15 protein-coding genes are annotated in these 23,143 nt (G+C 70.0%); 9 read left to right on the top strand and 6 right to left on the bottom strand.

The features are described from left to right. Positions 1-63: 63 nt before the first annotated feature. From mfd to ASC55_RS05635, 4 genes are all read left to right on the top strand, one after another. Positions 64-3,639 (top strand): transcription-repair coupling factor, encoded by a 3,576-nt coding sequence (gene mfd, locus ASC55_RS05650; RefSeq protein ID WP_055873494.1) that lies wholly within the window; start codon positions 64-66, stop codon positions 3,637-3,639. A gap of 34 nt (positions 3,640-3,673) precedes the next feature. Next, positions 3,674-4,300: a gamma carbonic anhydrase family protein gene (locus ASC55_RS05645; protein ID WP_017828749.1), complete on the top strand. Its 627-nt coding sequence runs from the start codon at positions 3,674-3,676 to the stop codon at positions 4,298-4,300. Continuing rightward, on the top strand, positions 4,297-7,266 hold the full coding sequence (locus tag ASC55_RS05640) for an aminotransferase (RefSeq protein WP_055873492.1): 2,970 nt from the start codon (positions 4,297-4,299) through the stop codon (positions 7,264-7,266). The genes ASC55_RS05645 and ASC55_RS05640 overlap by 4 nt, the downstream gene beginning before the upstream one ends. A 159-nt stretch (positions 7,267-7,425) precedes the next feature. Continuing rightward, positions 7,426-8,853 carry an APC family permease gene (locus tag ASC55_RS05635; RefSeq protein ID WP_235562436.1) on the top strand — a complete coding sequence of 476 codons (1,428 nt, stop codon included), beginning with the start codon at positions 7,426-7,428 and terminating at the stop codon, positions 8,851-8,853. Positions 8,854-8,937: 84 nt separating this feature from the next. Here the strand turns inward: ASC55_RS05635 and gdhA are convergent, their stop codons facing one another. Next, positions 8,938-10,308: an NADP-specific glutamate dehydrogenase gene (gene gdhA / locus ASC55_RS05630; protein ID WP_017828746.1), complete on the bottom strand. Its 1,371-nt coding sequence runs from the start codon at positions 10,306-10,308 to the stop codon at positions 8,938-8,940. A 132-nt stretch (positions 10,309-10,440) separates the two neighbouring features. After that, positions 10,441-13,134, bottom strand: coding sequence for a phosphoenolpyruvate carboxylase (locus tag ASC55_RS05625; RefSeq protein ID WP_055873489.1), 2,694 nt, complete (start codon positions 13,132-13,134; stop codon positions 10,441-10,443). A 111-nt stretch (positions 13,135-13,245) separates the two neighbouring features. Between ASC55_RS05625 and nhaA the strand changes: the two genes are divergently transcribed. The 4 genes from nhaA to ASC55_RS05605 all read left to right on the top strand — a co-directional run bounded on the left by nhaA (position 13,246) and on the right by ASC55_RS05605 (position 17,463). Continuing rightward, entirely contained in the window at positions 13,246-14,415 is a 1,170-nt protein-coding gene (gene nhaA, locus ASC55_RS05620; RefSeq protein ID WP_055864677.1) for a Na+/H+ antiporter NhaA, read from the top strand. Positions 14,416-14,451: 36 nt separating this feature from the next. Further along, positions 14,452-15,126, top strand: a complete 675-nt coding sequence (locus ASC55_RS05615) for a MazG family protein (RefSeq protein ID WP_055873486.1) — start codon at positions 14,452-14,454, stop codon at positions 15,124-15,126. 68 nt (positions 15,127-15,194) lie between these two features. Continuing rightward, positions 15,195-16,445: a histidine--tRNA ligase gene (gene hisS, locus ASC55_RS05610; RefSeq protein WP_055873483.1), complete on the top strand. Its 1,251-nt coding sequence runs from the start codon at positions 15,195-15,197 to the stop codon at positions 16,443-16,445. A gap of 223 nt (positions 16,446-16,668) precedes the next feature. Continuing rightward, positions 16,669-17,463, top strand: a complete 795-nt coding sequence (locus ASC55_RS05605) for an SGNH/GDSL hydrolase family protein (protein ID WP_151486640.1) — start codon at positions 16,669-16,671, stop codon at positions 17,461-17,463. Here the strand turns inward: ASC55_RS05605 and ASC55_RS05600 are convergent. Continuing rightward, positions 17,432-17,977, bottom strand: a complete 546-nt coding sequence (locus tag ASC55_RS05600) for a VOC family protein (RefSeq protein WP_055873477.1) — start codon at positions 17,975-17,977, stop codon at positions 17,432-17,434. The genes ASC55_RS05605 and ASC55_RS05600 overlap by 32 nt on opposite strands. Positions 17,978-18,064: 87 nt before the next feature. Between ASC55_RS05600 and ASC55_RS05595 the strand changes: the two genes are divergently transcribed. Beyond that, positions 18,065-18,859, top strand: coding sequence for an AraC family transcriptional regulator (locus ASC55_RS05595; protein WP_055873474.1), 795 nt, complete (start codon positions 18,065-18,067; stop codon positions 18,857-18,859). A gap of 37 nt (positions 18,860-18,896) precedes the next feature. Here the strand turns inward: ASC55_RS05595 and ASC55_RS05590 are convergent, their stop codons facing one another. The 3 genes from ASC55_RS05590 to ASC55_RS05580 are packed head-to-tail and all read right to left on the bottom strand — an operon-like array spanning position 18,897 to position 23,111. Next, positions 18,897-20,126 (bottom strand): APC family permease, encoded by a 1,230-nt coding sequence (locus tag ASC55_RS05590; RefSeq protein WP_055873471.1) that lies wholly within the window; start codon positions 20,124-20,126, stop codon positions 18,897-18,899. 4 nt (positions 20,127-20,130) lie between these two features. Beyond that, a complete protein-coding gene (locus tag ASC55_RS05585; protein WP_055873468.1) occupies positions 20,131-21,816 on the bottom strand; it encodes a CocE/NonD family hydrolase in 1,686 nt (561 codons plus the stop codon). Next, a complete protein-coding gene (locus tag ASC55_RS05580) occupies positions 21,813-23,111 on the bottom strand; it encodes an MFS transporter (protein WP_055875937.1) in 1,299 nt (432 codons plus the stop codon). The genes ASC55_RS05585 and ASC55_RS05580 overlap by 4 nt, the downstream gene beginning before the upstream one ends. Positions 23,112-23,143: the final 32 nt, after the last annotated feature.

Below are 23,143 nucleotides of genomic sequence, written 5' to 3'. Positions count from 1 at the left end.
GAGGTGCGCACCCGTGGCAGGGGCAGCGGCCGGAGTGTCCGTGGGCGCGACTAGTCTTATCCGGTGACTGTTCCGGGGATTCTGCGCGCCTTGGAAGAGGCGTCTCTGTACCGTGACGCCCTCAGCTGGGCGCGCACCGATGCCGACCTCGGCCTGGTCGACGGGCTCGACGCCCCGGCGCTCGCCGGCCTGCTCGAGAAGCGGACGGCGGCAGGACACCCGGCCGCCCTCCTCGCCGTCGTGCCGACGGGCAGGCGGGCCGAGAGCCTCGCGCTGGCGATGCACGCCTATCTGCCCGACGCCGACATCCTCACCTTCCCCGCCTGGGAGACGCTGCCGCACGAGCGCCTCAGCCCGAGCCCCGACACCGTCGGGCAGCGCCTGCAGACGCTGCGACGGATCGCGGAGTGGTCGGGGGATCACCCGCTCGTCGTCGTGGCATCGGTGCGGGCCGCTCTCCAGCCGATCGCGGGGAACCTGGGCGAGATCGCCCCGCTCGAGCTCGCCGCCGGCAGCCGAGGACACGAACTCGACCGCGTGGTCGAGCAGCTGGTCGAGCGCGCCTACTCGCGCGTCGACATGGTGTCGCGGCGCGGCGAGTTCGCGGTGCGCGGCGGCATCCTCGACGTCTTCCCTCCCACCTCCGAGCACCCGTACCGCATCGAGTTCTTCGGCGACGAGATCGACCAGATCCGCGCGTTCTCGGTTGCCGACCAGCGCTCGCTCCCGGGCGATGTCGCGAGCGTCGACCTTCCTCCGACCCGCGAACTGCTGCTCACGGCAGAGGTCCGCGAGCGCGCCCGCGCGCTCGTCGGCGGCTTCCCAGCGATCTCCGGAATGCTCGAGAAGATGGCCGAGGGCATCCCGGTCGAGGGCATGGAGTCGCTGCTGCCCGCCGTCGCCGGCCCGTTGAAGTCGCTCGCCGAGTATCTGCCCTCCGGGAGCGCCACGGCGGTCATCGACCCCGAGCGCGCGACCGCACGTGCGATCACCCTGGGCGACACGAACCGCGAGTTCCTGGATGCTGCCTGGAGCGCGGCCACCTCCGGCGCCTCCGCGCCCATCGATCTGGGCGCCGGCGACTTCCTGACGATCGCCGACCTCCGCGAGGTGGTGCGCGACCGGGGCGGCGTGTGGTGGCGGCTCAGCCCGTTCGGCGCCGGACTCGGCGAAGGCGATGCGGAGGCCACCAACCTCGGCGCCGCCGTCATCCCCTCCTTCCACGGCAACGTCGACGGCGCGATCTCCTTCGTCGAGGCGAAGGTCACCGACGGCTGGCGCGTGGTCGTGATCGCCGCCGGTCACGGCCTGGTCGACCGCGCACGCGACGTGCTCGCCGACCGAGGACTCGCGGCCCGTGTGGTCGAGACGCTCACCGAGGCGCCGGAGGGCGGTGTCGCGACGCTGGTCACCGGATCCGTCGAGGCCGGCTTCCAGGTGGCCGAGGCGAAGCTCGCCGTGCTCACCGACAACGAGTTCTACGGTCGCACGATCGGTGGCGACCAGCGCGTCGTCAAGAAGCTCGCATCGCGGCGCAAGAACGTCGTCGACCCGCTGCAGCTCAAGCAGGGCGACTTCGTGGTGCACGCGACCCACGGCATCGGCCGCTTCGTGGAGATGACCCAGCGCGAGGTGTCCACCGGCGGGCGCAACGCCACCAAGTCGATCCGCGACTACCTCGTGCTCGAATACGCGCCGTCCAAGCGCGGGTACCCGGGCGACAAGCTGTTCGTGCCCACGGATCAGCTCGACCTGCTCTCGAAGTACGTCGGCGGCGAGGCCCCGACCCTGTCGAAGATGGGCGGCAGCGACTGGTCGCAGGCAAAGGGCAAGGCCCGCAAGGCCGTCCGCGACATCGCGGTCGAGCTCGTGAAGCTCTATTCCGCACGGATGAGCGCCAAGGGCCATGCCTTCGGCCCTGACACGCCATGGCAGCGCGAGCTGGAGGAGGCGTTCCCGTTCGCGGAGACCCTGGACCAGTTGCAGACGATCGACGAGATCAAGGCCGACATGGAACGGCCCATCCCGATGGACCGCCTCCTCTCGGGAGACGTCGGCTTCGGCAAGACCGAGGTCGCCGTCCGGGCCGCCTTCAAGGCGATCCAGGACGGCAAACAGGTGGCGATGCTCGTGCCGACGACGCTGCTCGTGAAGCAGCACCTCGAGACGTTCACCGAGCGCTTCGCCGGTTTCCCGGTCAAGGTGCGGCCGCTGTCGCGCTTCCAGACCGACAAGGAGGCGCGGCTCACTCTGCAGGGTCTGCTGGAGGGGTCCGTCGACATGGTCATCGGCACCCACCGCATCCTCACCGACCAGGTGATGTTCAAAGACCTCGGTCTGATGATCATCGACGAGGAGCAGCGTTTCGGCGTCGAGCACAAAGACGCGCTCAAGAAGATGAAGACCAACGTCGACATCCTCGCCATGAGCGCCACCCCGATCCCGCGCACGCTCGAGATGGCGGTGACCGGCATCCGTGAGATGTCGACGCTGGCGACTCCGCCCGAGGACCGGCATCCGATCCTGTCCTTCGTCGGTCCGCGCAGCGACAAGCAGATGGCCGCGGCGATCCGTCGCGAGATCCTCCGCGAGGGGCAGATCTTCTTCGTGCACAACCGCGTGCAGTCGATTCAGCGCGTCGCGAGCGAGCTCGCCGAACTCGTGCCCGAAGCCAGGATCGCCGTCGCGCACGGACAGATGGGCGAGCACCAGCTCGAACAGGTCGTCGACGACTTCTGGGAGCGCAAGTTCGACGTGCTCGTCTCGACGACGATCATCGAGACGGGTCTCGACATCGCGAACGCGAACACGATCATCATCGACCGCGCCGACAAGTACGGACTCAGCCAGCTGCACCAGCTGCGCGGGCGCGTCGGGCGAGGGCGCGAGCGCGCGTACGCGTACTTCCTGTACGACGAGATGAAGCCGCTGAGCGAGACCGCCGCCGACCGGCTGCAGACCATCGCGGTCAACAACGACCTGGGCTCCGGTATGCAGGTCGCCCTGAAGGACCTCGAGCTGCGCGGCGCGGGCAACCTGCTCGGCGCCGAGCAGGCCGGTCACATCGCCGGCGTCGGGTTCGACCTGTATCTGCGCATGATCGGCGAGGCCGTGGCGACCTTCCGCGGCGACGAGGTCGAGACGGGGCAGGAACTGCGTCTCGAGCTTCCCCTCGACGCGCGCATCCCCGAGTACTACATCGACAGCGAGCGGCTGCGCCTGGAGGCCTACCAGAAGCTCTCCGCCGCCTCGGCGGCGACGGCCAAGGACGACGCGATCGACCTGGTCATCGAAGAGCTCGTCGACCGGTACGGAACGCCGCCGGAAGAGGTCGAGGGGCTGCTGGCGATCTCGCGCCTGCGCCGGCGCGCCGCGCGTGCGGGCCTGACGGACGTCGTGGTGATGGGGTCGAATCTGCGCATCGCGCCCGCCCGGCTCGAGGATTCGATCAAGGTACGGCTGCAGCGGCTCTACCCGAAGGCGAAGCTCGTGGGAGGGGGAGAGGCGCTGGTCGTGCCGATGCCCACGGTCCCCGCCGCCGTCGGCGTGGGGCTCGAGCCGCTTCCCGACGCGCAGCTGCTCGAGTGGGTCGGTCAGCTGTTCACTGCGATCTTCCCTGAGCCGGCCGCGTCCGAGTAGCGCGCCGCCGCGGCCGCGGGACTAGTCTGGCGGCATGTTGTACGAGCACCTCGGGGCTCGGCCCCGCGTCCATGACACCGCCGTCATCGCCCCCACCGCCGTGATCTCCGGCGACGTCGAGATCGGGCCGGGCTGCCAGGTGCTGCACGGCGCCGTGATCACCGCCGAGGGAGGAGCGATCACCCTCGGTGAGCACGTCATCGTGATGGAGAACGCGCTCATCCGCGCCACGGCGGCGAACGCCGTGCACATCGGGTCGCACACCCTGATCGGCACGCTGTCCAGCATCGCGGGCGCGACCGTCGGAGAGGAGACGTTCCTCGCCTCGGGGTCGCGACTGTTCAACGGTGCGCTGATCGGGCCGCGCTGCGAGGTGCGCGTCAATGCGATCGTGCTCCGTCGTGCCGTGCTGCCGGAGGGCACCGTCGTCCCGATCGGCTGGGTGGCCGTCGGCGACCCCGCGCAGTTGTTCTCGCCGGATCGCGAGGCCGAGATCGCGGCGGCGCAGCCCGATCTCGACTTCCCCGGGCATGTGTTCGGTGTCGACCGCGACACCCCCGACCTGATGGTGCAGCTGACCGAGCGCTACGGCACGTCGCTCGCACGGCATGCGCACGACGTGAGCATCGACGGCGCGCACCACCGGCAGCACCGCGCATGACGGGCGGAGTGGGCCTGGTCCGCCCCGACGTGAGCACGGCGGATGCCGCGCGCATCGCCCTGGACTGCTATGGGATCACGGCGAGCGCGCAGGAGCTCGGCAGCAATCAGGACCGGAACTTCCTCCTCACGGCGGAGGACGGCGCGAAGAGCGTGCTGCGCATCGACAACGCGGTGTTCGGTGATGCGGCGCGCGACGCGCAGCATGCCGCCCTCGACGCCTACCGTGACGCGGGGGTCCGGGTGCCGGCGGTGCTCCCGGGTCTCGACGGTGCGCTCACCCAGCACTGGAACGGATTCGCCGTGCGGCGCAGCGAGTTCGCCCCGGGGGAGCCGCTGGTGGATGCGGGGTACCTCGCCCCGGTGGTGCTCGCCGAGTTCGGCGCGCTCGCCGCCGCTTCCGCGAATGCGCTGGCGCCCCTCGGTCATCCCGGTCTCGATCGCCCGCAGATGTGGGACATGCGCGTCGCGCACGAGCAGACCACGGCACTCGCACCGTCCATCGCCGACGCCGCACTGCGAGGGCGCGTGCTGCGTGCGGCGGCGAAGGCGGATGCCGCTCTCGCCCCGCTCGCCGCGGGCCTTCCGGTGCAGGCGATCCACGGCGACCTCACCGACGACAACGTGATGGGCACGCGGGGCGACGATTCCCGCCTGCATCCGCACACGGTCCTCGATCTGGGCGATCTCGGACTCGGATGGCGCGTGGCCGAGCTCGCGGTGTGCGCATCGTCGATGCTGCACCACGAGCCGGAGCGGCCGCTGCGCGTGATCGAGACGATCGCCGCCTTCCACCGGGATGCCCCGCTGAGCGTGGCGGAGGCCAGAGCGGTCTGGCCTCTCGTGGTGCTGCGCGCCGCGCTGCTGGTGGCGAGCGGGTGGCGTCAGCTCGAGATCGACGGCGACAACGACTACGCGCGGGAGCGGATCGCGGGCGAGCAGGCGATCTTCGACGCCGCGACCCTGCTGCCGCTGGTCGAGATGACCGAGCACGTGCTCGTCGCGGTCGGAATCGACGAAGGCGGCTTCGATGCGGCGGATCTGGCGGCGGAGGCGGAGGTCGCCCCTCTCGCCTCGCTGCTGCCGGATCTCACCGGCCGCGTCGCCGTGATCGATCCCGGAGTCGAGTCCGCAGCCCTCGACGGCGGGCGCTGGCTCCGGGAGGACGCGGAGGAGGAGCTGATCGCCGAGGCGATCGAGCTCGGGGTCGCCGTGGCGGTGATGCCGTACGGCGCGTTCCGGCTGACGCGAGCGCGCGTCGACGACGCAGAGGCGGGGCAGACCTGGGCGACCGCCTGCGAACTGCACTTCCCTCCGGGGCCCCGGGCGCGAGTGGCGGCGCCCGCGAGTGGGCGTGTGACGCAACGGGGCGGGACCGCTCGGCTCATCCTCGACCTCGACGATCCTGACGGCGGCCACGACTGGGTGCTCGAGATCACGGGACTCGATGCGGAGGAGCGCCGTGAGCGCCCTGTGGGCGCCGGCGAGACCGTGGGGTGGCTCGCCGCAGCTTTCGAACCGCGGCGGCTGACGGTGGGCATCCGGCGAGACGATGCTCCGGAGCAACAGGCGGACGGCGCAGCCCTGGTCGCCCCCGACCGCGTCCCGGCGTGGAGCCGGCTGACCGCCGACCCCGCACCCGTCCTCGGACTGCCCTCTTTCACGCAGCACGACGATGCCGCGGCGGAGCTCGGCCGTCGCGAGAGGATCTTCGCTGCGGCGCAGGAGCGCTACTACGAGCGTCCCCCGCAGATCGAACGCGGCTGGCAGCACTACCTGATCGACACCACCGCGCGCACGTACGTGGACATGGTCAACAACGTCGCAGGTCTCGGCCACGCCCATCCGAAGGTCGCGGACGCCGCGGACCGCCAGCTGCGGACTCTCGCCACGAACTCCCGCTTCCTGTTCCGCGACCTCGCGGAGTACAGCGAACGACTTCTCGCCCTGATGCCCGAAGGCAGCGACCTCGACACGGTGCTGCTGGTCAACAGCGGCTCGGAGGCGGTCGATCTCGCCATCCGTCTGGCGCAGGCGGCGACCGGTCGTCGCACGGTCGTCGCGCTGCGAGAGGCCTATCACGGCTGGACGATGGCGAGCGATGCGGTGACCACCAGCGCCTATGACAACCCCTTCGCGCTCGCCACGCGCCCCGACTGGGTGCACATCGCCGATGTGCCCAACCGCTTCCGTGGCACGTACCGGGGTGCGGACGTCGCCGGCGCCTATCTCGCCGACCTCGCGACCGATCTCGATCGGCTGCGAGAGGAGGGACGGGAGGTCGCGGCGTTCCTGTGCGAGTCGATCCTCGGCAATGCGGGGGGCGTGGTGCTCCCCGACGGCTATCTCGCCGGGGCCTACGCGCAGATCAGGGCGGCGGGTGGGGTGTGCATCGCCGATGAGGTGCAGGTCGGCTTCGGGCGGATGGGGTCCGCCTTCTGGGGGTTCGAGCTCGCAGAGGTGGTGCCCGACATCATCACGATCGCGAAGCCGATGGGCAACGGATTCCCGATCGGCGGGGTCATCACCTCGAAGCGCATCGCGGACGCGCTGTCGACGCAGGGCCAGTTCTTCTCCTCCGCCGGCGGCAGCACGCTCAGCTGCCGGGTCGGCATCGCGGTGCTCGATGCGATGGCCGAGGACGGACTGCAGCACAACGCGGCAGTGATCGGCGCGCGCCTCGCCGAGGGCCTTCGGGGCCTCGCCGACCGGCATCCGCTGATCGGCGTCGTCCACGGCGAGGGGCTGTATCTCGGTGTCGAACTCGTCCGTGACCGCGACACCATGGAGCCGGCGGCCGCCGAGGCCGCGGCGATCTGCGAGCGGATGCGTGAACTCGGTGTGATCGTGCTGACGACATCCGAGCGGTCCAACGTCCTGAAGATCAAACCACCGCTGTGCCTCACGGCGCACAGTGCCGATCATGTCGTCGCGATGCTGGACAGGGTGCTGACCGAAGGGTGGTGACTCGGGTCCTCATCTTCGAATCCCGCTGTCCATCGGATTGTTAAAAGCGTATTTCGAACCGAATTCGTCGTAGCGCTGGCGATTACCTCCGGTCCATACTGTTCCTCAGCGTCGGACGATCCGAAGTCCGACCCATGCGCTGTTCCCCGAGGAGTACCCATGGCAACGAAGACGAAGCCGCTGGCGCAAGGCGGAGGGACGCTCCGACGAAATCTGGGGTTGTGGGCCATCGTCGGGCTCGGGCTCGGCTACATGACACCGACGGTCGTCTTCGACACCTTCGGCATGGTCGCCCGTGACACCGACAACGTCGTTCCGGCGGCGTACCTGGTCGCGCTGGTCGTGATGGTCTTCACCGCCATCAGCTACGGCAAGATCTCCAGCGCGATCCCGAGTGCCGGATCCGCCTACACCTACGTGCGCGAGTCGATCCATCCGAACCTCGGCTTCATGGTCGGTTGGACGTCGCTGATCGACTACGTGCTGCTGCCGATGGTGAACTGCCTCATCATCCGCAGCTATCTCGAGGCGCTCTTCCCCGAGATCCCCGGGTGGATCTGGGTCGTGCTGTACTGCATCCTCGTCACGAGCATCATCTACCTCACGATGCGCGGCACCTCGAACCTGAACATGATCCTGCTCATCTTCTCGATCATCGTGATGGTCGTCTTCGTGGTGATGGTGATCGCACAGCTGATGCGCGGCGAGGGTGCCGCGACCGTGGCCTCGATGACCCCGTTCTTCCACGACGGCGCCACGATGAGTGCGGTGCTGATGGGCGCCACGATCGTGTGCTTCTCGTTCATCGGCTTCGACGCCGTGACGATGTACGCGGAAGAGGCCAAGGACCCGAAGATCATGCCCAAGGCCATCCTGCTGACGGTGCTTCTGGGAGGCGCGATCTTCCTCATCTCCGGCTACCTCACGCAGCTGCGCTTCCCCGACTGGAACGAGTTCGCGCCGGGCGGCGACATGCAGTTCGTCGAGGACTCCACGCTGCCGGTCATCGGCAACCTGGTCGGCGGCCCCGTGCTCATGGCGGTGCTGACAGCGGCCGGCTTCTGCGCCACCCTCGCCTCCGGCCTGGCTTCGCACGCCTCGGTGTCGCGGATGCTGCTGGTGATGGGCCGCAACAACGTGCTGCCGCAGCGGGCGTTCGGCTACATCAATCCGCGCACCCACACCCCGACCTTCAACATCGTGCTGGTCGGCGCCATCTCGCTGCTGGCCATCCCGTTCACCCTCGAGCTGATCGCCGCGTGGATCAACTTTGGCGCGCTGATCGCCTTCACCTTCGTCAACATCTCGGTGATCGCGTGGTTCGCGATCCGCAAGGGCCGTCGCAAGACTCCCGGCGACATCTTCAGCTTCATCGTGATGCCCGGCATCGGCATGGTGCTCACCGGTCTGCTCTGGGCGAACCTGCACGAGGACGCCCTGCGCGGCGGCCTGGTGTGGACCGCGATCGGGGTCGTCTACCTCGCCATCATCACGAAGGGCTTCCGCAAGAAGGTCGTCGCCTTCGACGAGAACCAGGCGGTGACCGGATACAACAAGGTCGTCAAGGTTCCGGTCGACGAGAGCTGACCCGACATCCCGACACGAGAAGAGCCGCCTCCCCGGAAGGGAGGCGGCTCTTCTCGTGTCGAGGAACCTGTGTCGAGGAAGGGGTCAGATGACACCCTGGGCGAGCATCGCCGCGGCGACGCGCTCGAAGCCGGCGATGTTGGCTCCGGCGACGTAGTCGCCCGCGACATCGTGGCGCTCCGCGGCGTCGAAGGCCGCATCGTGGATGTCGGCCATGATCTCGCGCAGCTTGTTCTCGCTGTCGCCGAAGCTCCAGCGCTGACGTGACGCGTTCTGGCTCATCTCGAGCGCGGAGGTGGCGACGCCACCGGCGTTCGCGGCCTTTCCGGGGGCGAACAGCACACCGGCCTTCTGGAACGCCTCGACCGCATCCGGCACGCACGGCATGTTCGCGCCCTCGGACACGGCACGCACGCCGTTCGCGATCAGGGCCTGGGCATCGGCGAGGCTGACCTCGTTCTGGGTGGCGGAGGGGACGGCGATGTCGACCGGGACCTCCCACACGCTGCCGCCTTCGACGAAGCGGGCACTCGGGCGGCGGTTGGCGTACTCGACGATGCGGGCACGCTCGACCTCCTTGATCTGACGCAGCAGGTCGAGGTCGATCCCGGCGTCGTCGACGACGTAGCCGGAGGAGTCCGAGGCCGTCACCGCGGTGGCGCCGAGCTGGGTGGCCTTCTGGATCGCGTAGATCGCGACGTTGCCCGATCCCGAGATGCCCACGCGCTTGCCGGTGAGGGAGTCGCTGTGCACCGCGAGCATCTCCTGCGCGAAGAACACCGCGCCGTACCCGGTGGCCTCGGTGCGCACCTCTGCACCGCCCCACCCCGTCCCCTTGCCGGTGAACATGCCGGACTCGTGGCGGTTGGTGACCTTGCGGTACTGGCCGAAGAGGTAGCCGATCTCGCGGCCGCCGACGCCGATGTCGCCCGCGGGCACATCGGTGTGCTCGCCGAGGTGACGGTAGAGCTCGTTCATGAACGACTGGCAGAAGCGCATGACCTCGGCGTCGGACTTTCCGTGCGGGTCGAAGTCGGAGCCGCCCTTGCCGCCGCCGATGCCCTGGCCGGTGAGCGCATTCTTGAAGATCTGCTCGAAACCGAGGAACTTGATGATCGACAGATTCACCGAGGGGTGGAAGCGCAGTCCGCCCTTGTACGGGCCGAGCACGGAGGAGAACTGGATGCGGTAGCCGCGGTTGACCTGCAGCCTGCCGGCGTCGTCGATCCACGGCACGCGGAAGAGGATCTGGCGCTCGGGCTCGACGAGTCGCTCGAGGATGCCGCCGTCGACGTATTCCGGGTGGCGCTCCAGCACAGGTGCGATCGAGTGCAGCACCTCGTGGACGGCCTGGTGGAACTCCGGCTCGTAGGGGCTGCGGGAGAGCACCGTGTCGAAGACGGGCTGCACGGATGCGGCGAGCGGATGGAAGTCGACGGGAGACGTAGCGGTCACGCGGAAGAGCTTTCTGGTGGGGGATGGTGGTGCAGGCGATCGTGTCGCGTGAGGCTGTGCCGGATCCGGCAGAGATTTCACTCTAGTGGGCACCGAAAGCGAGGGTTCCCGCTCGGTCGGTGGCGACGTCGGTCACCCGGTGTTCTGCAGGCCGGCGGCCACACCGCTGACGGACAGCAGCAGCAGCCGCTGCTGTTCCGGGTCGGCGCCGGAGCCGGTCGGATCCTCTGCGGCCGAGCGGAGGGCCCGCAGCGCGCGCAGCTGCAGCAGCGAGAGCGCGTCGACGTAGGGGCTGCGCAGCTGCACGGCGCGCTGCAGCACGGGCTTGTTCTCGAGCAGGCTCTCGCCCCCGGTGAGACGGATCACCCAGCGCCGCGTGGTCGCGAGCTCGTCGAGCACGAGCTGTGCCAGATCGTCGCGGTCGCCGAGGGCCAGGTACTGACGGGCGATGCGCTCGTCGGTCTTGGCGAGACTCATCGCGACGTTGTCGATCATGGTGCGAAGCAGCGGCCACTCCCGGTACGCCTCCACGAGCAGCTCTTCGTCGCCGACCGCGTCCAGGGCGGTGCCGAGTCCGAACCATCCGGCCAGGTTGATGCGGGCCTGCGTCCAGGCGAACACCCACGGGATGGCCCGCAGGTCTTCCAGCGATTCGACCGAGAGCCCCCGGCGGGCGGGGCGGGAGCCGAGAGCCAGCAGCCCGATCTCCTCCATCGGGGTCACGGTGGCGAACCAGGGGGCGAAGCCCTCCGCCTTCACGAGCGAGAAGAAACGCTCCCGGGAGGCCGCGTCCATGATCGAGGCGACCTCGGCATAGCGGGCGGCCGCCCGGCTCGTGCGCTCCTCCTCGGTGGGGGAGGAGGCCAGCAGCGTCGCCGCCGCGACCTGGTCGATGTGCCGCATGGCGATCGCGGGCTCGCCGTAGCGGGCGAAGATGACCTCGCCCTGCTCGGTGAGCTTGAACCGGCCGTCGACCGAGTGCGGAGGCTGCGCGAGGATCGCGGAGTTGGCGGGCCCGCCGCCGCGGCCGAGCGCACCGCCGCGACCGTGGAAGAGGGTCAGCTCGATGTCGGATTCCTGCGCCCACCGTGCGATCTTCTCCTGCGCCTCGTACAGGGCGAGGTTCGCGGCGACGGGGCCGACGTCCTTCGACGAGTCCGAGTAGCCGAGCATGACTTCGAGCCGATTGCCAGTGGCGGCCATGCGCTCGCGGAACTCGGGGAACGTCACGGCCTCCGCGAGGATGCCCGGTGCCGCCTGCAGATCGGCGAACGTCTCGAACAGCGGAACCACGTCGAGCACCGGGGCGTCGTCACCCAGCGCGTAGCGGGCGAGACGGTGCACGTTCGCGAGGTCGGAAGCCGCCTGGGTGAAGGAGACGACGTAGCGCCCGGCGGCGCGCAGGCCACGGTCGTTCTGGATGTCCGCGATCGCGCGGAACACCTCCAGCACCTCCTCGGCCTGCGCGCTGATGGCCTCGCCGGCATCGAGCTCGGCCAGGGCCTTCGCGTGCACCTGGGAGTGCTGGCGCACCTCGAGCTCCGTGAGGTGGAAGCCGTAGGTCTCGACCTGCCAGATCAGGTGCTGCACACCGCCGAACGCGTGCCGCTTCGCTCCGGCGTCCGCGAGCGAGGACTGCACCGCGCGCAGATCCGCGAGCAGTTCCTCAGGACGCGAGTACGCCTGAGTGCTGTCACCGTGACGGGTCGCGGCGACGCGACGCGCCAGCACCAGCAGCACGCGACGGTGCGGCTCGTCGGGCGAGCGGGTGGCGAGTTCGGCCGCCAGGTTCGGCTCCGCCGCGGCGAACCGCTCCCACAGCGCCGTGACCTCGGCGCTGGGCGGAGTGTCGTCGGAGGCGAGAGTGAGGGTGCGGCCGATGCGATCGAGCGCGCGCTCGAGACCGCGCAGCACATGGTCGGCCGCGATCTGCGAGGCCTCGCGGGTCACGGATGCCGTCACGAAGGGGTTCCCGTCGCGGTCGCCGCCCACCCAGGAGCCGATCCGCACGAAGGCGGGAACGACCGGGGCGGTGGCGCCGGAGTCCTCTCCGCGGAGCGCATCGTCGATGCGGCGGTACACGTGCGGCACCGTCGTGAAGAGCGTCTCGTCGAACACCCCCATCACGGTGCGGACCTCGTCGGTCGGGGAGGGCTTCTGCGACCGCAGCGGGGCCGTGCGCCAGAGGGTGTCGATCTCCTCCAGCATCCGGCGGCGGGCACGGTGCTCCTCCGAGCCGCCCTCGCTCGCGGCATCGTGCTGCGTGAGCAGCTCGGACAGGCGGCGGATGCTCGACGACACCGCGCGTCGGCGGGCCTCGGTGGGGTGCGCCGTGAAGACCGGGTGGAAGCGGAGCCCCTCCAGTCGGCGGCGGGCCTCGTCGTCGCCGACCTCGGTGCGCAGCCGCGCGTACGCGGTCGCGACGGTGTCGGCGGCGTCCTCCCGGCCCGGCTGTCCGGCGCGCTCGCGCAGCACGCGCACGCGCTGGTGCTCCTCGGCGAGGTTCACGAGGTGGAAGTAGCAGGTGAACGCGCGGGCGACCTCGTCGGCCCGAGCCACCGTGAACGACTCGGCGATCGCCGCCGCGCGCTCGAAGGCGTCGGAGGTCTCCTCGTCATAGGCCTGGATCGTCGCCAGACGCAGCCGTTCGACGTCTTCGAAGAGGTCGTCGCCGCCGGCTTCGCGCAGCACCTGCCCGAGCAGCTGCCCGAGCATCCTGACATCGGTGCGCATGGCATCGGGGATGCCGCGGCCGGCTTCGAATCGGCCGATCACGCGGATGGCCTCGGTGTTCGTGGGCTCGGAGAAGGAGTGTGCGGGGGTCACACTTCGAGAGTATCCCTCGTCAGAGGAGTGTCCTGCACGCATGACGATCTGCTTCGCGATCGGGCGACGATGAGAGGCGCCGAGGCCTGTCGGCGACCTACGATGGGGGGAATGCGCATCTCAGCGAACCCCCTCCGCGGGCAGCAGTTCCCTGCCGTCCTCCTCCTCATCGCGGCCGGCCTCGGACTCCTGCTCGCCAACCTGCCGACGCACGACGCGCTCGCTGCCTTCCTCGATCTCCACATCGCGATCCCCGGCACCGCCCTGGATCTGTCGATCGCGCACTGGGTGTCCGACGGCCTTCTCGCCGTCTTCTTCCTCGTCGTGGCCATCGAGCTGCGCCACGAGCTGACCCACGGCGAGCTCGACTCCCCGCGCAAGGCCGTGCAGCCCGCCATCGCGGCGACCGGCGGCGTGCTGGTCCCGATCGCGGTGTACCTGCTGATCGCCGGCGGCGACAGCACGACGGCTCCGGGCTGGCCCATCCCCACGGCGACCGATATCGCGTTCGCGCTCGGTGTGCTGGCGATGTTCGGCAAGGGTCTGCCCTCGCGCGTCCGCGTCTTCCTGCTCGCCCTCGCGATCCTCGACGACATCATCGGCATCATCTTCATCGCCGTGCTGTTCGCCGATGACGTGCAGTGGCTGCTGTTCGGGCTCGCGATCGTCGGCGTTGCCGTCTTCTGGGCGCTGAGCAGACTGCTGCACGCCAAGGGCCACCCGCTGATCGCCGTCGCCATGGCCCTGGTCGGCGTGATCACCTGGGGTCTGGTCGCCTCCTCCGGCATCCACGCCACGATCGCCGGCGTGCTGCTCGGTCTCGTGATGTCGCCCGTGCCCGCCGGGCGCACCAGGCACGCACTCGAGCCGACCGTGAACGGCGCCATCCTGCCGCTGTTCGCCTTCGTCGCGGCGTTCGTGGTGATCCCCGCCGTCTCGATCACCGAGCTGTCGCCGGCGTTCTGGGCGATCGTGGTCGCGTTGCCCGTGGGCAAGATCATCGGCATCTCGCTGTTCGGCTGGCTCGCGATGCGCATCCGTCCGAAGGGCGCCGATCCTGCGCTGCCGTTCGCCGACATCCTCGCCGCCGGTGCCCTCGGCGGCATCGGCTTCACCGTTTCGCTGCTGCTGGCGAACCTCGCTTTCGCTGACGACGGCGGCATCAGGGACCAGGCGATCCTCGGTGTGCTCGTGGGGTCGTTGATCGCTCTCGTGTTCTCCGGGATCATCGTCTCCCTGCGGGCGCGCTGGTACCGGCGGGTCGCGTCCGCATCGTCATGAGGAATCTTCCGGCCCTCGCCGCTTCCGGCCGGGTCGATGCAAGGAGGAAGCGTGAGCTCTGAGTCCCCGGCCGCCGCGGACGCTGCCGATCCGCTGCGTCAGGCAGCCGAAACCATGCACGCCGTCCGGGAGCGTTGCGTGTGGTCGCAGCGGATCACACACCGCGACCTCGTGCCGTACCTCATCGAGGAGTCGCACGAGGTGATCGACGCCGTCGAGAGCGGCAGCCGCGACGACCTCCGCGAGGAGCTGGGGGATCTGCTCTGGCAGGTGCTGTTCCATTCGGCGATCGCGGCACAGGACCCGGACGATCCCTTCGACATCGACGACGTGGCACGCACGCTCACCGAGAAGATGGTGCGTCGGCATCCGCATGTGTTCGCCGGCGAGGTGGCCGAGACGCCGGAGCAGGTGCTGGTGCACTGGAACGCCGCGAAGGCGGCGGAGAAGCGCACCCGCCGCAGCGTGCTCGATGGTGTGCCGCGGGGGATGCCGGCGCTCGCGCTCGCCCAGAAGCTCGCCGGTCGCGCGGCGGGAGTGGGGGTCGCGGTGGAGTCCGCCGCCGCCCCGTCATCGGAGGACGAGCTCGGCGAGGCGCTCCTGGCACTGGTGGCGACGGCGCGTGCGCAGGGCTGGGATGCCGAGCGGGCGCTGCGCGAGCGGTTGCGCGTGCTGGAAGACGACGTGCGGGTAGCCGAAGCCGCATCCTGATCCCGGCACGGGGGCGTCGGCAGACCTGGGAAGATGGAACCGTGGCTACCGTGAACCCGCCGCGCGGCATGCGCGACATCCTCCCCGCCGACAAGGCCCGCCGTGAGCGCGTGCTCTCCGTCATCCGCGAGCGCTACCGCGCGCATGGATTCGACGAGATCGAGACGCCCGTCGTCGAGGACTACGACCGCCTGCACGCCGGCATCGGCGGCGACAACGAGAAGCTGTCGTACAACATCCTGCGCCGCGGCCTCGATGCCGACGCGATCCGCGCTGCCGCCGACGATCCGGCCGCCCTCTCGGACCTCGGCCTGCGCTACGACCTGACCGTGCCGCTCGCGCGCTTCTACGCCAGCAACCGCGGCCAGCTGCCCACGGTGTTCCGCTCGATCCAGATCGGTCCGGTCTGGCGCGCCGAACGCCCGCAGAAGGGGCGCTACCGCCAGTTCGTGCAGTGCGACATCGACATCATGGGAGATGACTCGTCGCGCGCCGAGGCCGAGCTGATGGTCGCCTCGCTCGACGCGGTCGACGCGCTGGGTCTCGACGGCGCCACCGTGCGGATCAACGACCGTCGGGTGCTGGATTGGATGCTGGACAGTTTCGGGTTCACCGCCGAGGAGCGCCCCGGGGTGCTCATCACGATCGACAAGCTCGACAAGATCGGGCCCGAGGGTGTGGCGGCCGAGCTGCGTGAGCGCAGCGCCTCCACCGCAGCCGCCGACGCGTTCGATGCGTTCCTGCGTCGCCCGCAGACCATGGAGTACACCCCGTTCGGCGAGCGGCAGATCCGCAAGGCGCTCCCCGAAGGCGCCCCGACCGAGTTGGTCGAGCACCTCGTCGGAATCGGCGAGGCGGTCGCCGCGGGGCGGGGGCAGTCCGACATCCCCCTGGTCTTCGATCCGTTCCTCGTGCGCGGCATGGGGTACTACACCGGCACGATCTTCGAGCTCGCGCACCCCTCGGTCGGCTACTCGCTCGGCGGTGGCGGTCGCTACGACGGCATGATCGGCCGCTTCCTCGGACAGCAGGTTCCCGCCGTGGGCTTCTCGCTCGGCTTCGAACGCCTCGTCGACCTGATCGCCGACGAGGCCGATGCCACCGCACAGGCCGTCGTGCTCATCCACGATGCCGACGTTCCGGTGCACGAGCTCGTCCGGCACAAGGCGGCGCTGATCGCAGGGGGCGCGAGGGTGCGGCTCGAGCGACGCACCAAGAACGTCAAGGCGCTGCTCGAGCGTTCGGCGGCCGACGGCTACACCGCCTTCGCGACCGTCTCCGCCGGCACCGGCGACCTGGAGCTCAAGCCGCTGTCCTGACCGGTCCTGTCCTGACCGGTCCGGTCCGGTCCGGTCCGCCGCGCCGGGACACCTGTCGGGTGGATGCACGGATGTCGGGGGAATCGCCGTGGTTCTGCCCGACATCCGCACGAAGTCCCGACAGGTGCACCTGGAATGACGGGGCGTCCTTGCTCCCGTTCACGCCGCGTTCACGATGTCGGGGTGGAATCGGGGCGTGAGTCGCGTTCGGATACCGGTCGTCGTGCCGCCTGTCCTGGTCGGGGTGGCACTCGTCGCGCTCCTGGTCGGCCTCCGTCTCGTGCTCCGGCAGCAGGCGGCGCTCGCACGACGGCGGATAGGGAAGCCGCTGGGCGAGGAAGCGCTCGATGCGGATCGCCTCTGGCGTCGAGGTCTCGACGGAGAGCCCCTCGAACTGCTCGTACTCGGCGACTCGATCGCCGCAGGCCTCGGGGCCGAGCATCGCAAGGAGACCCTCGGCGGGCGGCTGGCGAAGGCGACGGGACGCCGGATGCATCGGCCGGTGCGGCTGCGCACGGTGGCCGTCGTCGGCTCGGAGTCGCCCGATCTCCCCGGCCAGCTCGATGCCCTGCCCACGGATTACCGTCCGCACGTGGCCGTGATCGTCGTCGGAGGGAACGACGTGACGCACCGGTTGCCCGTGGCGCTGTCTGCACAGCACCTGCACGACACGATCCGCCGGCTGCGTGAGAGAGGGGCAGAGGTCGTCGTGGGCACCTGCCCCGACCTCGGTGCGCTGCGCGCGGTGCCGCAACCTCTCCGCCGCCTCGCCTCCAGCCTGTCCCGCCGTCTCGCCGAGATCCAGGACGAGACGGCACGGCGGGCGGGCGCCGAACCGGTCGATCTGCGTCGAGCGGTGGGACCGATGTTCTTCGACGAGCCCGAGGCGATGTTCAGCCTCGACCGCTTCCACCCGAGCGCGCTGGGCTATCGCCGCACGGCCGAGGCGCTGCTTCCCGCGGTGTGCCGTGCGGCTGAGGCATCGCTCAGCTCGCGCCGTCTGCCGGTGCCGCGCTGAACGAGGCCGCCCATTCCGCCACCCGGCGGCTGCTCTCCTCGTCGGAGATGTCCTCCACGCGGGTCATGACCGACCAGCGCACCCCGAACGGGTCGCGGATGCTGGCGAATCGGTCGCCCGAGACGAAGGGTGCCGGGGCTTCGCGCACGGTCGCTCCCGCGGCGACGGCCTTCTCGACGACCGCATCGACGTCGGAGACGTACAGCCCCATCGAGTAGCAGTCGTCGTCGCCCTCGGGCGAGCGCACGAGGCGGTACTCGGCGTTCGGCTCTCCGAGCTGGAGCAGGCCGAGACCGAAGTCGAGGTCGGCGTGGGCGACGACTCCGCCGAACTCGGTCACGTCGATGACGCGTGCGCCGAAGACCTCGCGGTAGAACTCGATGGCCTGCTTCGCCTCCGGGATCGCCAGGAAGGGAGTGAGCGAGGTGGCGCTGTTCGGTCGGCCGTTCGTCGTGTACGTACCGCTCGCGCCGGTCGTGGGGGTGTCGTGTGTCGTGGTGTCGTCGTTGCTCATGCCGCCACGCTAGGCCGGGCGAGGTGCCGGCGGCTTGAAGATCCGCGACAGCCTTCGGGCGTCGGCGGTGGACCCTACGCTGGGCGCATGGTGAATCCGACCCGTGGTGTGCTGTATCCCGCTCGCCTGCCGCAGTTCCACCGGCTGCCGGCACCGTCGGCGGTGACGGATCTGGTCGCATGGTTCTGGATCCCGGAGTGGGACATCGCGCCAGGGCGCTCCTCGCAGCAGGAGATCGTCGCCTATCCGGCCCTCAACCTCGTCGTCGATGCGGAAGCCGTGACGCTGTCGGGCGCGACGACCCGCGCGTCGCACCGCAACCTGCGGGGGAGCGGATGGGCCGTCGGCGCACTTCTGCGTCCGGCGGCGGTCGCTGCGCTGATCGAGGATCCGTCATCCCTGGTCGACGGAGAGCGGGTGCTCGACCACGAGGCCGGCGATGTCACCGCGCTTCGTGATGCCGTCGTCTCGGCGATGGGCTCGGACGAAAGGCACAGAGAGCGTGCGGTCGAGGCTTTCTCCCGCTGGCTCGAGGAGCGCGCGTCACCCGTCGGCGATCCAGCACGCCAGGCCAACGCGGCGATGGATGTGCTGATGGGCGATGACCCGGCGTTCACCCCGGAGGAGGCGGCGACCAGGCTCGCCGTCTCGGTGCGCACCCTGCAGCGGATGACGCACCGCTACGTCGGCCTCTCACCCGCAGCGATGATCCGGCGTCGGCGGTTGCAGGAGGCGGCGCAGCGTGTGCGCGAGGAGCCGGGAGCCGATCTTGCCTCGATCGCCGCCGAGCTCGGCTACGCGGATCATGCGCACCTCACGCGCGACTTCCAGACCGTGCTCGGGATCGCCCCACGGGCGTACCGCTCCGAGGCGAGCGGCTGACCTCCGAGCGGCTGACCTCCGAGCGGTGAGCCGGTTCTCACACCCGAGTGAACCGCAGCCGCAGCACCCGGTATCCCACACCGAGGAGCACCACGGCGGTTCCGACCAGCGACGCGAACACGGGCAGGGTGTTCACCAGGACCAGGCATCCGAGGGCTCCGAGCCCCTGCAGGGCTCGCGGGTAGCGTCGTGCGCGTCCCGTCTGCCGGAAGGCGGCTGCATTCGCGATCAGGTAGTAGAGGAGCACGCCGAAGGACGAGAAACCGATGGCGCCGCGCAGATCGGCGACGAGCACGATGGCGATCACGATGAGGGCGATGGCGATCTCGGCGCGCTGCGGAACCTGATGGCGCCGGTCGATCTTCGCGAGGAATCGAGGAACATCGCCCTCGCGAGCCATAGCCAGAGTCGTGCGGCCGATTCCGGTCAGCAGCGCCAGGAGAGCGCCGAGCGAGGCGGCAGCCGCTGCCACGCGAAGAACCGGAGTCCACGCCGATGCGCCGGCGGCGGTGAGCAGGTCGACCAGCGGCGCCGTCGAACCGACAACATCGGCACCGAGAACGAGCACGACGACCGCACCGACCAGTGCATAAACGACGACCGCGCCCCCCAGGGCGAACACGATGGCGCGGGGGATCGTGCGCGCGGGATCGACGACCTCTTCGCCCATCGTCGCGATGCGGGCGTAGCCGGCGAACGCGAAGAACAGCAGCCCGGCGCCCTGGAGCACCCCGTAGACCGTGGCATCGGGCAGCGGGGTGGGAGAGGCGGTCGGGGTGGCCGCGAATCCGAAGCCGACCGCGACCGCGAGCCCGAGCAGCGAGCACACGACGAGGATGCGGGTGACCAGGGCCGTGCGTGTCACACCGAAGCAGTTCACGACGGCGAGGAGCACGACCGCCGCGACGGCGACGGGCACCTGCCATCCGACCGGGGCCGCATACGCGGCGAAGGTCATGGCCATGGCCGCGCAGCTGGCGATCTTGCCGATCACGAAGCTCCACCCCGCGATGAAGCCCCACCAGGGACCGATCTCCGCGCGGGCGTAGGCGTACGTGCCACCGGCGACGGGGTGCGCTGCGGCGAGCTGCGCCGACGAGGTGGCGTTGCAGTATGCGACGACGGCGGCGATCGCGAGGGCGATGAGGATGCCGCTCCCGGCGACGCCGATCGCGGGAGCCCACACCGCGAAGACGCCGGCGCCGATCATCGAGCCGAGGCCGATGGCGACCGCATCCGCGAGAGTCAGGCGACGGGCGAGGGGCATCCCGTCATCGTGGCACGCGACGGTGAACGGCGGGTGACGAGGCTCCCGCGTGAGCCGGGACCGTCACCTCGGCGGGCAGGGTGAGGGTGGCAGGATCGGTCCCTCCCACACGCACGGTCTGTTCGCTGGCGAGCAGGCGTGAGTGATCGCGCACCGGATCGTCCGTCCCGGGGTTGCGCAGATGCAGAGGGTGGGCACCGGACGACACCTGCACGCGCAGGCGCGACCCGGCGGCGAAGCGGTGGGCGAGGGGCGCGAGTTCGAGCCGCACGGTGCCCGCCTCGATCCCCGCATCGTCGGGGGAGAGCCGTCGGTACCCGTCGGTGACCGCCCGCGAGACGCCCCGGGTGTCGACCTCGCAGAGACGCACGAACAGGTCGGCTCGGGGATTCGACGATGAGAACGGCAGGGCGATCTCGGGCACTCCGATGACCAGCAGGTCTTCCGGAAGCGGATCGCCGGTGAACACGAGCACATCGTCCCGGCGTTCGCGGACGCGCTGTCTGCGTCGTCCTGCGGAGAACGGATTGAGCGTGCGTCCGCCGCCGTCCGGGGTCGGATCCGCAGGGTCGTAGCGGTACGTCAGGTCGGCGGCGGGGTGCTCGGCACCGCTCCGGTCGAGTTGCCCGTCGGGGGTGAGCGTCACGGTCATCGCCGTGTGCGGCGGTGGCCAGCTCAGAAGCTCCCGCCGCCCACCGCCTCCGGTCACGTCGAGGCGCACGCCGTTCGTGGCCGCGTCCGCAGTGAAGGAGCGTAGCGCCTCGCGGACCCCGATGACGGTGATCTCCGGAGCGCCATGCACCCAGTCGCCGATGATGAGGCGCACCGGGCGGTCCGCGTCGCGGAGGGCGGCGTAGTCCGCCAGCTGACCGACCAGGAACAGGTCCTGCCATCCGGCGACGAGCGTGACGGGCGGGACGGTCTCCACATCCTGCGCGAAGTGCATCGGCTCCCACCACGGGTCGCCGTGGTCGCTGTGCTCGACCCAGTCGCGGAAGAACTGCGGGTCCGCGTCACGCGCCACGCGCACCGCCTCCGAGGGGGGAATCGCGAGCGCCCCACGACGGAAAGCGCGGCGGGCGCGCAGCAGCGCCCAGGCCTTCGACGGCAGCGACCGCTCCTGGATGTCCAGCGCGTAGGCCCATGTGAGAGGGGTGTCGATCGAGAATCCGCCGCCCGGGTAGAGGATCGCGTCGTCGAAGCGTCGCGCGGAGATCGCGATGCCCAGGGCGTCGGGACGCTCGTCGCCGTCGCAGTAGGCCCACTGCGTCACGCCGAAGTAGCTTCCGCCCCAGGAGTGCACACGGCCGGTCGCCCACGTCTGCGCGCGCAACCAGCGCATGGTCGCCTGCCCGTCGGCGACCTCGTCGTGCAGCGGGTCGAACGCGCCGCCCGAACCGAACGTGCCGCGGCAGCTCTGCACCACGACATGGTGCCCGCGTTCGGCGAGGAAGAGCGCCACCCCGGCGATGCCGTCACGCCCATAGGGAGTGCGGATCAGCACGGTGTGCCCGCCGGCCCCCTCCGCATGCCAATGGTCGGTGAGGAGAGTGACGCCGTCGTCCGCCGGGACGGGGATGTCGGCTGACCGAACGACCTCGTGGTGCGTCCGCGGAAGCATGTCCGCGGCGCGGTTCAGGCGCCGGTACTCGCGACGGGCTGCGCCGCCGAGACGGGGAGCATCGGTCATCGCACGCCCTTCACTCGGGTGACCGCGAACGCGGCGATCACAGCCATCACGACCGCGCCGATGTAGAGGGCCGCGAAGTTCTCACCTGTCGGCGAGCCTATGCGGGTGGCGAAGAATCCGAAAACGGGTACGAGGATGCCCGGCAGCAGGTAGGCGAGCGCCACGATGCCGAGGTCCTTGCCCGCGTCCTCGACGGACGGGAGGCACTCCGTCATCAGGGCGACGTCTGCCGCGATGTACGCTCCCTGCCCGGCTCCGACGATCGCGATGCCGACGAGGAAGAACGCGATGTCGCCGAACGAGATCGCCAGCACCAGCCCGCCGGCGCTCGCGAGGGCGCCGATGATCACGCTCGGCTTGCGGCGCCCTGTCCGATCGGAGATCACGCCGAAGACGAACGCCATCACCAGGTTCATCAGGGTGAAGGCCGCGGTGGCCTGCGTCTGCACGGCGGCGATCTCGGTCGGGTCGTCGATCCCGAAGCGTCCGGAGATCGTCAGGTAGAGGTAGCTCGTGACCGACACGATCGATGCGGTCATGAAGAAGCGGCACACCCATGCCCAGGCGAAGTCGGGGTAGCGGCGCGGGCTCAGCCAGAAGGTGTCCAGGACGCCGCTCCAGTCCATCGGCTCCGCGGGTTCCAGACGACGGATGTCCTTCAGGGTGAAGAACAGCGTGATCGCCAGGACGACGGCGAGCCCACCCGGGATCAGGAACATGCCGACTTGACCGATCGGGGCGACGGCACCCGCGAGGGAGACGCCGCCCAGGATCCCGATCGCGGTGGCGGCACCGGTGACGGCCGACATGATGGCGCGGATGCTGCGGCGGATCTGGTCGGCGAAGAGGGTGTGCACGGTCATCGAGACCGCGCCCCACCCCACGAGCACCAGGATCGTGCCGACCGCGAGCACGAGGAGCGACGGGGCCGTGGCCTGCACCGCGTAGCCGGCCAGCGCGATCAGAGAGCCGGAGAGGATCCAGGGCCGACGGATGCCGAGCCTCGACATCGAGCGGTCGCTGAGGCGGCCGAAGATCGGCGTCGTGATGAGGATGGCGGCGCCGCCGATAGTGAGGATGATGCTGAGGTCGCCCGTCGCCCGATCGGGATCCCACTCCTTGAGGAGCTGGGGGATCGCGACGCTGGCGACGCCCTGGGCGATGCCGGATCCGAGCCAGGCGAGCACGAAGGAGATCCAGAACCAGCGCGTCTGGCGCTGGCCCGGGATCGCGTCGGCGGTGAGCGGCGGAGCGGGGTCCGCGGGGAAGACTGGATCGACTGCGTGGGTGGACATCATCGTCTCCGGATCGGGGTCGGGGTGTGGAG

Source organism: Microbacterium sp. Root322 (assembly GCF_001425645.1).
Lineage (GTDB): Bacteria > Actinomycetota > Actinomycetes > Actinomycetales > Microbacteriaceae > Microbacterium > Microbacterium maritypicum.
Note: the sequence above shows the minus strand (reverse complement) of the source record. Positions and strands in the feature narration are given on the sequence as shown.